Genomic DNA, 14,657 nt, shown 5'->3' on the forward strand with positions numbered 1-14,657 from the left:
AGGAATCTCTTCAAGGCGCAACAATCGGCGTCTTCTCGTTCGAGGCGGGACCAATCATATCGGCGACAAGGGCGTGCTCGGTCGTGAGCGTTTGGCGGTTGTCGATATCGCTGACGATCCGACCATCTCGCATGATCAGTATCCGGTCGCTGAGCGAGATCAGCTCCGGGAGATCATCTGTAACGTAAAGGATCGAGGTGCCATGAGCGGTAAGATCTCGCAAAAGCGCGTAGATTTCACGCTTGGCTCCCACATCCACGCCAGCGGTTGGATTCTCTATCAGAAGCAGCACCGGCTCGCGATGGATCCAGCGCGCCAATGATACCTTCTGCTGATTGCCACCGCTCAGTGTACGCAGGGGTTGACCTGAAACGGCCTTGATCCGCAGGGACACGATCATCTGTCTGGCGACATTTTGCTCACGAGCAGAACGCCAGATGCCGAATGCGTTGGAAAAACCGCGAGCGCCGGCATGACCGCTCGGCAGAGAAATGTTCGATGCGACATCCGCGGTCACGACTACCGCTTCGTTCGACCGATCACCGGGAATGAATGCGATGCCCCTTTGTTTCCGCTGGGCGATAGATCCTGCAAGCGGCATGCCCCCAAGCTCGACCGTGCCGTCCCGATGGGAGGTTACGCCCGCCAGAACGCGCAGAAGTTGCCCCTTGCCCGATCCCAGAAGACCGCCGATACCGACGATCTCGCCCTTTCCGACGTTGAAGGAAATGTCGGTGAGGTGCGTTAAGCGTTGCCCTGCCGACGGTCGGCTGGAACGTGAAAGCCCCTTGACGACAAGAAAGGGCTCTTCATTGAGCGTCGACCTCTTGCCCGGCGTCGTGCTTTCGAAAGCCCGGCCGACCATCAACCGGTGCAATCCGGCCTCATCGAACTGAGAAATCGGCCCTTCTCCGACGATCGCACCATCCTTCAGGACGATCAGCCGATCGCAGACGTCGAAAACTTCCTGCAGGCGATGCGAAACGAAGGCCACGCCCGCGCCTTGCCTGCGAAGCCTGCCCATGCTTTCCAGAAGCCGGACCACCTCGGCACGGCTAAGCCCGGTTGTCGGCTCGTCGAAGAGTACGAAACCGGAGGGCAACCCCAGCACTTTCGGTAACAGAATTGCCCGACAGACCTCCAGCGATTGCCGGGTGGCGAAGTCGTAGTTCAGCATCAGGTGCTTGACGTCGACCGCGATACCCATGGAACGCACGAGGTCGCGGGCAATATCAATCATCTTCGCCTTATTCAGCACCCCAAAGCGCGTGAAACGCTTTTCATGGCCGAGGAAAAGGCTCTCATAGACAGGCAGGGCCCCGATCAGCGCGGGATCCTGAAAGATCCGCCAGATCCCGCGCTGATTGGCCTCGTAATAATTTTCCAGGGCGACCGGCGTGCCGCCGATCGCTACGGTTCCTCTGGATGGTTTCAATGTACCGGAAAGCACGTTAAGAAGCGTCGACTTGCCAGCTCCATTTTCCCCAACGATACCGACAACCTCTCCCGACCGGATCGCGAGGTTTATATCGCGAAGGGCGGGCGAAGGACCAAAGGAATGGGTGAGGCTCTCGACGCTCAGAATGGACATTCTCAGGCCTTGATGCCCTTGAAGCTGAAGTCGTCCAGCTTGAGTTTGTAGGCGCTCTCGTAGCGCTTCGTGACAGCGTCGAACTCGCCCGTTTCGATAGACTTGGCATAGTCTGCCTGAGGTCGGTAATCTGCAGGCTTCTCGATGCCGGTGGCAGTGAAGTAGTCGTCGTACCTGATCGGGGCGAGCGGCGCCTGAGGGTCCCATTTGTCGCCGCTGATGACATGCGACAGCAGCTTCGGATCGAAGGGCAGGTTCGGATTGTCCACGTAGCGCGCCAGAACACCATCAACATTGTCTTTGGTGACGAGAAGCCCATTGAACCCCACGAACCTTTCCGGGGCGGACGCCTCATAGCCGTTCAGAGCATCGAAGAGCCGGGCGACAGCCTGGACACCGTAATAGGCCGGAGACTGGAACGCGGTGGCCGCGACTTTTCCGGCCTTGATTGCCCTGAAGATATCGGTTGCGCCATCCGCTCCAACCGTGAGCACTTCCTCACCGGCCTCGATCTTGAGACCGCGCAGCGCTGCCAGAACCCCGGTCAGCGATCCATCATTCTGGGCGATAATGCCGTTGGGCACGCCGTGGCGGGCGATGAGGTCCTCGGTCGCTTTCTGCCCTTCCTCGGCGCTCCAATTGCCTGGCAGACTTCCGGCGATCGTTACACCGGGAAATTCGGCAAGCGCACGCTTCACGGCCGCCGTGCGCAGATTGTCGTAGGATGAACCCTTCGAACCGGTGATATGCAGGAATTTGGCGTCCGGCCCGAACTTCTTCACCGCCAGGCCAATGGTGTATTTGACGGCTTCATACATATTACCGCCGCGATTTCCGTCCTCACGCGCAACGATTGCCTGCGCAAAGCCGGTTCCGGCGTCAATCGGAGATGTCCAGGGAATGTTGTTGCCGACATTGACCACATAGCCGCCGCCCTCTTGCGCTGTCCGGGCAATCCGCTTCAGACTGCTCCCGTCGGCGCTGACGATGAGGAAGAGTTTTGCACCTGCCGCAGCGGCGGACTGCGCCTGCGTAACGGCCGTGCCATCGTTGAGGTTGAACGTCGTCGAACTATAGGGAAGGCCGAGAACAGCTGCGGCCCGCTTTGCCGCATCGTTGATGATGGTGTTCCATTCATTGCTCAGCAGCAAAAGCTGATGCAGCGGAGCGGATTTAAAACTCTGAGCGCGTGCTTCCCAGCTGGGCAGAAATCCACTTCCCGCCACGGCAAGACCCGCCCCTGCCTGGAGCAGACGGCGGCGAGAAAGCGAGCTTGATAAGGGTGAAGAAGTTACTTTAGATGAAGTCATTTGAAGGATCCTTTCATAGGGTGAATTGGCTTATGCGGTTTGAGGTAGAGGCAATTGGGCAGTTCTACTGGGGTAGTTGCCTTGGCGTTTTCACAGCCGCGGCCGCCGCCAGTTGAAGTCCTGGCGAGCTCCTTATTCATAAAATCCGTCCGTGGATTTGATCAGGCTCGCAAACTGCTCCCGGTCGTGACCGAAGAGGACTTTGAGAGAACGGGATTCGGCGTATTTCCTGATATAGCTGACCGTCCGATCGTAACCGATCGTATCGTGGAGAACGCCGGCTCGGCGGGCCGGAGGACCATAATTTGTGGCGGTGTAACAAGCGTCTGAAACGAGCAGAAACCCGGGCCGCTTCTCAAGCTCCACGGCAATACCCAACATCCCGGCAGCATGGCCGCTTCCGAAGTTGAGCAGGGTCACTCCAGGCGCGAGTTCTCTTTCTCTCTCATCGCGACTGACAAGATCCCAGTTTCGTGGGGCCGCAAACCACGCCTCGATATCCTTGACGATGTAAGGCGACGAATGATCCCCCGTCGCGAAATACCGGACTGCGGTTGCGAATTCATCTTCATGTGCAATCAGCCTCGACTTTCCGAAATACTCGACGCAACCGGCGTGATCATTGTGAAGATGCGACAGGACCACCGTCGAAATATCGTCCGGTGAAAGGCCGAGCTGCCTCAGCCGTTCCGGCAGATTGCATTCCGACGCCCCGATATAGGGCGCGTTCAGTTGCGATTGCGCGGGCCACCGGCCATTCGTTCCCATGCATTCCGGGTGACATCCTGTGTCGTAGAGGACCGTGGCATCGGTGCATTGGATGAGGTAGGCGGAGACCGGAATGTCGATCAGACGACTACTCACCGTCGGCTTCTGCGGCGTGACAAAAGTGGAGTTGGCGATGATGAAGTTTTCGTCGACACGAATTTCACCCAGGTCGAGAACGAACAGCTTATTTCCCATAAGATCTCCTAATTAAGTCACGCGATCTGGTTCAGCGCCGGCTGAGGTGAGGTTGACCAGCCTCGACGCGAAACATCCGCTAGGCCTTTCCAATGCCGGTGGTCCAAAGATCCGGCGGCAGGCTGCGGTTAACCGCGAAATCACCGATCTGACGCTCCTTGTAGATGACCGGATTGTGGGAGGAGATGGCGCGGGCGTTTCGCCAATAGCGATCCAGCCCCAACTCGTTGCTGAGCGCAGACGCTCCCAGTCCGTCGAAGAGGACGGTCGTCGCATCGAGGATGAGTTGGTGGACGACGACCTGTGCCTGGTAAATCTGCACCTCGAGTTTGCCGATCTCCGTTCTTTCCCTGCAGCCTTTAGCAACAGCGCGGTGATAGGCGTCGGCGGCTGAAAGTACGATCGAGTTTGCCCCGTGCGCATTGGCAAACACCTTACCGACGAGCTGGAGCACCTGCGGATCGTCGCTCGCGGTGCTGGCAGCCGCGTGGGAATATGTCCGTTTGCGTGACCGCACATAGTCCGCAACGGCAGTGGACGCCCCCCGCCCGATTCCGACAAGCGTTGCCAGATGGGCCAATTGAGCGAAGGCCGTCAGGAACGGCCACCGCGATGCCGATGGCGCAATATCGTCATCGTGCAGAAGGACCTGATCGAATACGGCGGTCCCACTGGCGGTCAGTCTCTGTCCGAAACCGTTCCAGTCATCGACAATGGACGTTCCTGGCGCCGTCGTTTTTATAAGCGCTATGATCAGCTCGTCAGCATTGTTCAAGCCGCTGACAGTCATCCATTCCGAGAACAGAGCGCCGGTCGTATAGAATTTCTGGCCGTTGAGACGATGGCCCTCATTGGTTTTTATGATGGAAGTCGAAAATTTGCCAAGCGTGGCATTTCCAACCTCCGTCGCTGCAGCGGAGATGATCTCCCCGGATCCGATGATGTCGATGCAACGCCTCGTCCAGGCGTTGGATGGTTCGTCGAGAAGCTGTCCGAGCAATCCGAAATGGGCGCGGAAGATCTGCGCGACATTCGAGTCTGCCTCTGCAAGCTCGACGAGCAATGCAAGGAGTTCCAGCGGTGTCGCTCCCAAACCGCCTTTATCTTTGGGGAGAAGCAGCGCACCGAATTTGAGCGCTTTCAGCCTTGCGACTTCATCGCGCGGGAGTGTGCGTGTCGCATCTCTTTGGCGCGAGCCTTCGGCGATTTCGGCGAACACCGGCCGGAAAATTGCCACGAGTGTGCGGAATGCGGGTGTGTCGATTGTCGGCCAGGTATGAGGATGATGGGTCAAGGGCGTTCACTTACAATTTGGAAATAATGACGGTGTTGTCGCGCTACGTGGCAGGCGGCGCCTGTGGAGCCCGCCTGCCGGATAAAGCTCAGCTTCCCAGCCACGCAGCGGCGAAGTCGACCGAATGCCCGGACGAATCCTCGGTGTGGTTGTGCAGCGTCTTGCGATAGAGCGTCAGGTTCTGGAACTGAACGAGGTTTACCGCCGGCAGATCGCGGTGAAGGATGTGTTGGAACCTGACGAAGTATTCTTTGCGCTTCGCCGGATCGATTTCGATCGATCCTTTCTCGAAGATCTCATCGACCTCGGCATTGCTGTAGCCGGAGTGATTGGACCACGGCACGCCCTTCTTGATGTTCTTCGACCAGTAGCCGCGCTGGATGCCGTCCGTCGGATCATAACCGTTGGCAAGATGCTGGAGGTCGATATCGAAGGCCGCGTCGGTATAGACGCTCTTGATGTAGGTCGCGTAGTCGTAGCTCTGGATCGCCACGTCGACGCCGATGTCGCCGAAGGCGGATCGGAGGAATTCTGCGCCGACACGGGTTGGCCCGTAGACAGGATTGTAGGTAAGGCGCAGCGCGAACCGTTTCCCATCACCACCACGCTTGTGGCCGGCCTCATCAAGAAGCGCTTCCGCCTTGGCCTTGTCGAAGGCATAGAAGCCGATACTTGGATCGTGATATTCTGCCATCGACGGTGCAATCGCGGTCGGGGACGGCACAGCATATCCCTTCCAGACGAGACGGATGTAGTCGTCGATATTGATGGCGTGAGCGAAAGCCTGGCGAACACGCAGATCGCTGAGAATCGGATGATCCAGACGGAAAAACAACTGGTTCAGACTGCCTTCAAGCTCGTAACCGCGAGTCTCGACGCCGAAGCGCGGATCGTCGCCAAGGCGCTTGATCTCGTCGAGCGGCACGGGTGTGTGATAGCCTACATCGACGTCTCCCGCCTCGAAAGCCGCCCCGCGGGCGCTGACATCAACGATAAACCGTGTCACCACAGCATCGAGCAGGGGCAGATCCTTGATCCAGTAATCGGGATTGCGTTCGAGCAGGATATGGCTGCCGCGTTCCCACTCCTTGAACACGTAGGGGCCCGTGCCTATCGGTTTTGCGTTATAGGGGTTCGCCCGAATATCCGTCTCTTCGTAGAGGTGTTTCGGGATGATGGGCGAAGCGATGCCGGAAAGGGCCGGCAACAGGAATGGAACCGGTGTCTTGAACTGGGCGACGACCGTCAGTGGATCGGGCGTGTCGATCTTTTCGAGCGATGCAAACGTCACACGCCGGCGCGGATGGGTTTCCTTCAACGTCAGCAGCGAGAATGCAACGTCCGCGGAGGTGAACGGTTGACCGTCATGCCACTTGATGCCCGGGCGCAGGTGAAAAGTGTAGGTCTTTCCATCCGCGCTGATATCCCAGCTCTCCGCAAGATGTGGTTTGAAGGTCCGGTCGAAACTGACCTTCAACAACCCTTCGATGACACGGGAACCGACGCCGGCGTTGCCGGTGTTCTGGAACAATTCGATGAGCATGGCGGGTTCGCTGGCGGCGACGATGCGGGCGGTACCGCCACGCACCGGCGTAGTTTGAGCGAACGAAATACCGGGTATGGCGGTACCCAATGCGCCGATTCCGAGGGCGGCGTTGAACGTCCGGCGCGACAGTTTGATCATGAAATTCTCCTGGCTCGTGAAGTTTCGGGTTCTGTTGTTTTAGGGAGTCCGTTGCCGTTACGAAGCTGCTGCGATCAGCTTCCTCGTGTATTCATGGGAGGGATTGCTCCATAGATTTTGGTGGTTGCCGCGCTCGATGATGTGTCCATCCTTCATGACCATGATCCTGTCCGAGATGTATTTCACGACAGCCAGATCGTGGGAGATGAAGAGATAGGAAAGACCGGCTTCCTCCTTGAGATCGGCAAGCAAGTTGAGAATTTGCGCCTGAACGGACACGTCGAGTGCCGATACCGGTTCGTCGCAGATGACGAGCGAGGGCCGCACGATCAGGGCTCTGGCAATCGCGATCCGTTGACGCTGCCCACCGGAGAATTCATGGGGAAAGCGCTCCACCGCCGAACGTGGCAGGCGGACCTGGTCGAGAGCTTCGCTTATGCGCGATTGCCTGTCGGCGGAATTGCGATACTTGTGTGCATGCAGCACGCTATCGAGAATATCTCCAACGGTCCGGCGCGGGTTTAGGGAAGAATAAGGATCCTGGAAGATCATCTGCACGCGCCCGCGGAAGGCGCGCAGGTCGGCTCCACCTGCGTGGGTGATGTCCTGACCTTCGAACAGGATCTGTCCGCCGGCAACGGGTATCAGACGGCTGAGCGCCTTTGAAAGCGAAGACTTGCCGCTACCGGATTCTCCGACCAGCCCGAGCGTTTCGCCGCGCAGGAGTTCGAAGGTCACACGATCGACGGCAGGCGGTGTCTTGCTAGCGGGGTCATAGCGAACCGTGAGATCCTCGACTTCCAGAAGCGCATCTGCCGTTGCATTGGTGCGCGGTTCCGCTGCAACCGGCGGGCTACGGATCTCGAAGCTGGTTGTGCCGTTGCTGTTCCTGTGGGTCCGGATCTCGTTCAGCCGCTCCGATGAAGCGTGGCGCCCATCGCCGAGACGGATCGATGCGCCGATCAGCCCTTTCGTGTAGGGATGCTGGCTCTCCTGAAACAGATGCTCTGCCTTGAGCTCTTCCATCCTTTTGCCGTTGTGCATGACGACCACGCGGTCGGTCCAGCGCGACACCAGTGTCAGATCGTGGGAGATGAGAAGCAGGCCCATGGACAGATCGCGCCGAAGACGATCGATCAATTCGAGGATCTGGCTCTGGATCGTCGAGTCGAGAGCCGTGGTCGGTTCGTCTGCGATCAGCAGGAGCGGCGTGAGCGCGATCGCCTGGGCGATCATGGCACGCTGTCTCTGGCCCCCGGACAGTTCGTGTGGATAGGACGCGATACGACGGTGTGGTTCCGGCATTGACACCAGATCGAGTAATTCCAGAACCCGCGAACGTGCAGCCTTCCGGGACAGCCGTTCATGGGCGTGCAGTACCTCGGCGATCTGGTCTCCGACCGTATAGACCGGATTGAGAGCGCTCATCGGCTCCTGGAAGATCATGCCGATCCGGGGTCCGAGAATGGGCCGCCATGCCTTGGGTGGGAGGCGGAAGAGATCCAGGCCATCGAAGGTCACCTCGCCGCTGCTGGACGCTTCGTCCGGCAGGAGGTTGGACAGCGCAAGGGCAGTCGTGCTTTTCCCGCAACCGGATTCGCCGACCAGAGCGACAGCCTCGCCGGCGGCGATGTCGAAGGAAAGGTTCTCGACGGCAACCGCTTCACCGCTCCGGCTGTGATATCGGACTGAGAGGTCGCGGACACCAAGCAAAGGTATCGCCATCATTCCACTGCTTTCCGCGAGCGGACTTTGCGCCTGATCCGCGGGTTGAGCGCGTCGTTGAGGCCATCCCCGATGAGGTTGAGCGCCAGCACGGTGAGGACGATGCACCCACCGGGCATGAGCGTGAGGTACCAGTGGCTGCGGATCACCTCGCGGCTGGCGCCGATCATTGATCCCCAGGTGACGGTATTCGGATCGCTAAGCCCCATGAAGGACAGCGCAGATTCCATCAGGATCGCCGAGGCAACCATGATCGATGAGACCACGATGAGCGAGGGCAGGGCGTTGGGCAGGATTTCCTGCAGAATGATCCGTGGCGCCGAAATGCCAGACGCCCTGGCAGCCATGACGAAATCCTTCTCCCGGATCGAGCGGAACTCGGCGCGGGTGAGACGCGCGATCATCGCCCAGGACACAAGTGCGATGCCGACGATGACCGTACCGATTGTCGGTGTCGCGAAGGCGACGAGAACGACCAGCAGGACGAAGCTAGGAATGGTCTGGAATATCTCGATGAACCGGACGATGAGATCGTCGATCCAGCCGCCGCAATAGCCGGCGATGGCTCCAATAAGTCCACCGAACACCAGACCGAGAATTGTTGCGGAAATCCCCACCAGCAGCGAGACACGGGCGCCATGTACCAGTCCCGCCCAGACGCTTCGACCGAGTGAATCCGTGCCGAGTAGAAAGTCCGGATTTTCTCCGGGCCAAAGACGCTCAGGGCCGACAATCGACTGCGGATCGCCCGGAGCCAGCCACGGGGCCAACAGCGCCAGGAGCATTATAATGCTGAGTGTCATGAGACCGGCTGTCGCGCCCGGGTTCGAGAGAAAGTCGCGCAGGACCGAGCGCGCAATGACAGGATTGCCGATGTTGCTCCAGGGGGCTTCACCGGCTGCCATGCGTGCGGTTGAGGATTCGATATCGAAGCCGCTCATCAGCGCACCTCGATTCTGGGATCGAGGGCAGCCTGGATGATGTCGACGATAGCGTTGACGCAAATCACCAGGACAGACGAGACCAGCATGATGCCGAGCAACAGCGTATATTCACGCGCCATGACGGCATCAAAGGCAAGCCGACCCATGCCTGGCCAACTGAAGACCGTTTCGATGACGATGGCGCCGCCAAGAATGCCGGCCACGTGGATACCGGCCACCGTGGTGATCGGGATGAGCGCGTTGCGCAGCACGTGGCGAAGGACAACCTGTCGTGGCGCCAGACCCTTCGCCTTTGCGGTGCGGACATGATCCTGCCCGATGACCTCAAGGATAGAAGATCGGGTGAGACGTGCGTAGATCGCCATGTAATAGAGCGCCAGTGACGTCGCGGGGAGCAATGCATAAGAGGCGCGGTCGATAAGCCAGCCAAAGCCCCCCGAGGAAGCGCCGATGGTTTTCATGCCGCCAGCCGGTAGCCAGCCGAGCTTCACCGAGAAGACGATGATGAAGATCAATCCGATCCAGAATGTCGGGACTGAGTAGAACAGCAGCGATGCCACCGAAAGAATGCGATCGGCCGCGCGCGTTGCGTTCAGTGCCATGATCGTGCCAGCTGCGATCCCCACCAGCAGGGCGATGACGATCGCAAGAACCATGAGCGTCAGGGTACCCGGCAGACGCTCCATGATGAGATCGGCGACGGGGACACCGTAGCGGGGAGATATGCCGAGACTGAAATGCGCCAGACTTGTATAGTAGTTCGCAAGCTGATCGAGCAGCGGCAGATCGAGCCCGAAAGCCCGGCGAATGTCGGCCACCGTTTCCTGCGTGGCGGCACCGGATTCGGCCGCCATGTAATCGGCGGCATCCCCAGGCGCGAGCTGCAGCACGAAGAAACCGAGCGTGACGATGACGAACATCGTCGGGACCGCCTGAATGAGGTTGCGTAGCAGACTGCGGCCAACCCGCGTAAGCCTCTTCATGGAGCTGCCTCCCAAGGTCCGGAGACGGGTGAGGGAGCGACGCGGTCGACCGCGATGGACGGCCCGAGGCTCGCAAGCCGCTCGTAGTCCGCGCGAGCATGGATAAAGAGTGAGCGAGCGACTGCCGCGATCAGGCGGGGCAGTGCGATCGCGGCGCTGCCGATATCGCCAGCATGGATGCCGTGACTGATGATCGCCGCGAAGGTATAGACATGGATACGCTTAAGCCATGGCGCCGAACCAGGCTCTATCTCCTGCAATTCAAAACCTTTCCCAAGATAGGGATGCGAAGACCAGCCGCTTTCCCTCTCCGCCGCCGCAACGCGGTCTTGCCAGAGGAGAATGTGGGGAGCCGCGGCGGTCAGTTCCGGCCGGGCATAAACGTTTTGCCTATAGCCGGTCGCGGCAATGACCGTGTCCAGCATTATATCGCCCGTCGTCGTTCTCGCTACGATATCGTCGCCAAGAGCTACAATCTGTTCTGCCGCAACGTTGAAATGGAGATAGTGGTTCGGATGCTGGCAGGCCCGGGCGATGGCCGCATCCGGCGCGGAGCTGCGTCGCCGGCGCTCCAAAATCAAACGCCATCGCATTGCATCATCGAATTCCGGAAAGAACAGCTTGTCAGCCGAGGGTCTGGCGGCAGCCTGATCGTTGGCCTCTACGAGATCGCCGTGTCGGACGAATTGATGCACACTCGCTGCACCATGTTCCAGCGCGACAGCCGCTGCGTCGAACGCGGATGCGGCCGCTCCGACCACACCCACGCTCAAGCCGCGAAGGCTAGCGAAATTAATGAGGTCGTTCGTGTGGACAAGGCGGTCGGGAGGAAGAGTGTGGGAAAGAACCGACGGTATATAGGGTTCGCCCAAGCCGTCCAGGCCAGTTGCCAGTACGATCGTCTGTGTTGACAGATCTATCACGCCCTTGTCCTGCAGTTCAAAGCGCAGATTGAGCGGTGCGTTTTCGGCGTCCGAACGCGGATCGATCGAAATCAGGCGATGCTGCCATCGCACGTCGATCCCCGCCGTTTCGCGATACCAGTTGAGATAGTCGAGCCAGACGGTGCGGGGTATTTCCGCCATTGCGGCAAATGCGGCGTCACCATGAAGCGCAACGTACCAGTGCTCGAATGTCAGTTCAGGGATGCCCTGTTCGAGACCGGTAAATCCCTTGCCCGCGCGAAGCGTGTGCATCCTGGCTATGGTATTCCAGACGCCCGCTGTTTCCGGCGTGGCGGCATCGAAAACCTGCACCCGTCGGATGCCGGCACGGCGCAGTCCAAACGCAATGGCAACACCACTCTGACCACCGCCGATGACGGCAACGTCCATATCTGTGGCGACCGGAGCAACCCAATCCAGAGTGACCGGTTCGAGCTGCGCGATTGCGCGACGCGTCTGTTCACTGAGCTGGTTGAGACGCTCTTGCGACACCGTTCTCCCGCTTGATCGGCCCGACGCGATTTTTTGTTGAACTGTCATCTCATCACCCCTAGAGCCGCAAACCGGCTGCCCGCATCAGCGGGAGAACGGTTCGTCCGAAATGGGTGAGGTCGGGCAGGTAGTCGAAGAAGGAGATGTGGAAACCGTCCACTCCTTCGGCATGCAAAGCGGCAAGCTGTTCGACGATCCGTTGAGGCGAGCCGACGAGCCGGACATTCCCCCCGACAGCGATCGCATCGACCGAGTTTACATCGTTGCTCTTCGCCCACGCCTGCGCGTCGCTGACCAGCCGTTTGTCGAAATCCTTCGTGTCAGCAATGTTATGCAGCCCGCCGACATTCCTCTGCTCGACGGCGGCAACAATCGCGCCATAGTATTCCTGAGCTTCCTGATCCGTGTCGCGACAGACGATGATTGGATTGAGGATGACGCGGATTGTGCGCCCGTTTCGAGCCGCAGCTGCCTTGACGGTGGCGGTATGGGCGCCGAGCGACGCCCGCGCTGCCTCGAAACTGCCCCCGCCGGGGCTAGTGACAAAGACGATATCCGATTGCCGCGCAGCGAAGTCTATGCCGGCGGGCGAGCCTGTCGCGCTGATCAGAAGGGGTCGGCCGAAACGCGGCTTCGGCGTGATGAAGCCCTCTTTGATCCGCCATGGCGATTTACCGGAAAAGGTGACGGGCTCGTCCGAGCGCCACAATGCCTTCAGCGCATTGACGAATTCGTCGGCGAGCCTGTACCGCTGATCGTGCTCGATCTGCGAGCCGCCGAACATCTCGTGTTCAATCCGGCGATGACCGGTCACGACATTGAGGCCCCAGCGGCCATTTGTGATGTGATCGAGGGTGGCGCCGGCGCGCGCCAGATGAAGCGGGTGCCAAGGTCCATACAGGATATGCACGGTCGATGCGAGCAGGATATTCTTCGTCTCTGTCGCCAGCGCAGCCATGGTGACGAAGGGGTCGAGAGAGGTGCCGTTCAGTACTTCGCCGAACCCGCCTTTCGGAAGCCATTGCGACAGTCCAAAGACGATGTCGAAGCCGAGTTCGTCAGCGATTCGTACGAGGTTGCGGTTGTAGCCGAAATCCCATGACGTCGTGCGTGGCAGATGCGACGCACTCCAGCCACCGGCATTGAGTGGCAGAAAGAGGCCGAGCATCGTCGGCTGCCGGAAGATGCGCGCGACTGGGCTTTCGTCAAAATCAGCGGGTGACGGGACCGGATCGTTCTGCGTTAGTTCCGTGGATGTGAGCGTGTGGTGAGGGTCGCGCGTCATTCACCGAGCCCCAGGTTTCCGCGCAATGTGCTGTGCCGATATTCCGACCGGAAGATGCCACGTCGCTGCAGGATGGGGATGACGCTTTCCGTAAACGAACTGAAGCCATCGGGAAAATGCGTGGCGCTGACATTGAAGCCGTCAGCCGCACCGCTGCGGAACCACAACTCAATCTCATCGGCGACCTTCTCTGGCGTCCCGGCAATAAAGCGGTTGCGTCCCTGCGAACTGAGCAGGATTTCCCGCAGCGTCGCGCCGGGCCGCCGCTCGATCATCTGCCAGGTGGATTCCGAAATCCCGGTTGAAACCGCAGGTGTGAAGTCAGCCTGAGCGCGGGTCGGAGCCGGTTTGTCGAGGTCCTCGCCACCAAGAGGGACACCAAGACGAATCCCGAACCAGCGCGCATCGGCGGCGAGGTCGCGAAGCGCGTCGAGTCGTTCAACTTTTCTGAGCGCCTCTTCTTCGGTTGAGCCAACGACCGGATAGATTCCAGGCATGAACAGCGTCCGGTCGGGATCGCGCCCCGCCTTGCGCACCGCATCCTTCGTCCTTCTGTAACCCGCCTGGGCCGCCTCGAGGTTGGTCTGGAGGCTATAGATCAGGTCGGCGTGCCTTGCGCCGAAGCTAAGGCCGACCTCGGAGGATCCGGCTTGTACCAGGATGGGCTTTCCTTGCGGGCTGGTCGGCACCTGCAAGGGCCCACGGACTTTAAAATGCATTCCAACATGGTTGAGATGGCTGACCTTCTTCCAGTCGACGAACGTGCCGCCAGCCTGGTCGAGTAATAGCGCACCGTCTCCCCAGCTTGCCCAGAGAGCCTTTGCAACGCTCACGAACTCCTCCGCACGGTCGTAACGCTCGTCATGCGTCGGCAGGTCCATGCCGAAATTCCAGCCTGCTTCCGGAAGATAGCTTGTCACAATATTCCAGGCAGCACGGCCACCGCTGATATGATCGAGCGAAGAGAGCTTGCGGGCGAGTTCGTAGGGCTCGGAAAATGTCGTGGAAACAGTGGCGATCAGTCCCACGGATTCAGTTCTCGCCGCTATCGCCGAAAGTGCCAGCAATGGATCGAGTGCGTGCCACGGTTCGACTGGCGGCTCCATCGGAAGGCTTTGGAAGTCCGATAGAAAAACAGCGTCGAAACCTGCCTTCTCCGCGATCTGCGCGACCTCGATGTGAGCGTTCACATCGAGAAACTGCGCGGGGTTGTCGATGAGGCGCCATCGCGCTGGGTGCAAGCCGAGGCCAAGATTGTAATTTGCGGTGAAATGAAGTTCTCGTTGCATATCGTTCTTTGCTTCAGGAATAAGGAGGTGCCGCGCCCATGACAGACGGTTTCAAATTGCGGGCGGCGGGCCTATTTAGGAAGCAAAAGTCTACTAATTCTATAGACGTTGGTGCATATTCCTGTCGATTATATGTTTGTTTTCGATTTCACT

General features: G+C 59.3%; 11 protein-coding genes. All 11 read right to left on the reverse strand.

What is annotated here, in order from left to right; all coding sequences use genetic code 11:
• Positions 1-10 precede the first annotated feature (10 nt).
• The 11 genes from NCHU2750_RS28375 to NCHU2750_RS28425 all read right to left on the reverse strand — a co-directional run bounded on the left by NCHU2750_RS28375 (position 11) and on the right by NCHU2750_RS28425 (position 14,504).
• On the reverse strand, positions 11-1,591 hold the full coding sequence (locus NCHU2750_RS28375) for a sugar ABC transporter ATP-binding protein (RefSeq protein ID WP_233278969.1): 1,581 nt from the start codon (positions 1,589-1,591) through the stop codon (positions 11-13).
• Positions 1,592-1,593: 2 nt separating this feature from the next.
• A complete protein-coding gene (locus tag NCHU2750_RS28380; protein WP_234907590.1) occupies positions 1,594-2,742 on the reverse strand; it encodes a sugar ABC transporter substrate-binding protein in 1,149 nt (382 codons plus the stop codon).
• A 291-nt stretch (positions 2,743-3,033) separates the two neighbouring features.
• The gene (aiiB, locus tag NCHU2750_RS28385) at positions 3,034-3,864 is read right to left on the reverse strand and encodes a quorum-quenching N-acyl homoserine lactonase AiiB (protein WP_045023430.1); all 831 of its coding nucleotides are present in this window, start codon (positions 3,862-3,864) and stop codon (positions 3,034-3,036) included.
• A gap of 79 nt (positions 3,865-3,943) precedes the next feature.
• Positions 3,944-5,158: an acyl-CoA dehydrogenase family protein gene (locus NCHU2750_RS28390; RefSeq protein WP_010974863.1), complete on the reverse strand. Its 1,215-nt coding sequence runs from the start codon at positions 5,156-5,158 to the stop codon at positions 3,944-3,946.
• A gap of 88 nt (positions 5,159-5,246) precedes the next feature.
• Complete coding sequence (locus NCHU2750_RS28395) at positions 5,247-6,842, reverse strand: ABC transporter substrate-binding protein (protein WP_010974864.1); 1,596 nt, start codon at positions 6,840-6,842, stop codon at positions 5,247-5,249.
• 57 nt (positions 6,843-6,899) lie between these two features.
• Positions 6,900-8,570 carry a dipeptide ABC transporter ATP-binding protein gene (locus NCHU2750_RS28400; RefSeq protein ID WP_045023436.1) on the reverse strand — a complete coding sequence of 557 codons (1,671 nt, stop codon included), beginning with the start codon at positions 8,568-8,570 and terminating at the stop codon, positions 6,900-6,902.
• Positions 8,567-9,508, reverse strand: coding sequence for an ABC transporter permease (locus NCHU2750_RS28405; protein ID WP_010974806.1), 942 nt, complete (start codon positions 9,506-9,508; stop codon positions 8,567-8,569). Before NCHU2750_RS28405 ends, NCHU2750_RS28400 begins: the two co-directional genes overlap by 4 nt.
• Complete coding sequence (locus NCHU2750_RS28410) at positions 9,508-10,494, reverse strand: ABC transporter permease (RefSeq protein WP_045023439.1); 987 nt, start codon at positions 10,492-10,494, stop codon at positions 9,508-9,510. Before NCHU2750_RS28410 ends, NCHU2750_RS28405 begins: the two co-directional genes overlap by 1 nt.
• Entirely contained in the window at positions 10,491-11,978 is a 1,488-nt protein-coding gene (locus NCHU2750_RS28415) for a SidA/IucD/PvdA family monooxygenase (protein WP_012655011.1), read from the reverse strand. The genes NCHU2750_RS28410 and NCHU2750_RS28415 overlap by 4 nt, the downstream gene beginning before the upstream one ends.
• Positions 11,979-11,988: 10 nt before the next feature.
• Positions 11,989-13,215, reverse strand: a complete 1,227-nt coding sequence (locus NCHU2750_RS28420) for an LLM class flavin-dependent oxidoreductase (protein ID WP_010974865.1) — start codon at positions 13,213-13,215, stop codon at positions 11,989-11,991.
• Positions 13,212-14,504, reverse strand: a complete 1,293-nt coding sequence (locus NCHU2750_RS28425) for an NtaA/DmoA family FMN-dependent monooxygenase (RefSeq protein ID WP_010974866.1) — start codon at positions 14,502-14,504, stop codon at positions 13,212-13,214. The genes NCHU2750_RS28420 and NCHU2750_RS28425 overlap by 4 nt, the downstream gene beginning before the upstream one ends.
• Positions 14,505-14,657: the final 153 nt, after the last annotated feature.

It is taken from the genome of Neorhizobium sp. NCHU2750, from assembly GCF_003597675.1.
Taxonomy (GTDB): Bacteria; Pseudomonadota; Alphaproteobacteria; order Rhizobiales; family Rhizobiaceae; genus Neorhizobium.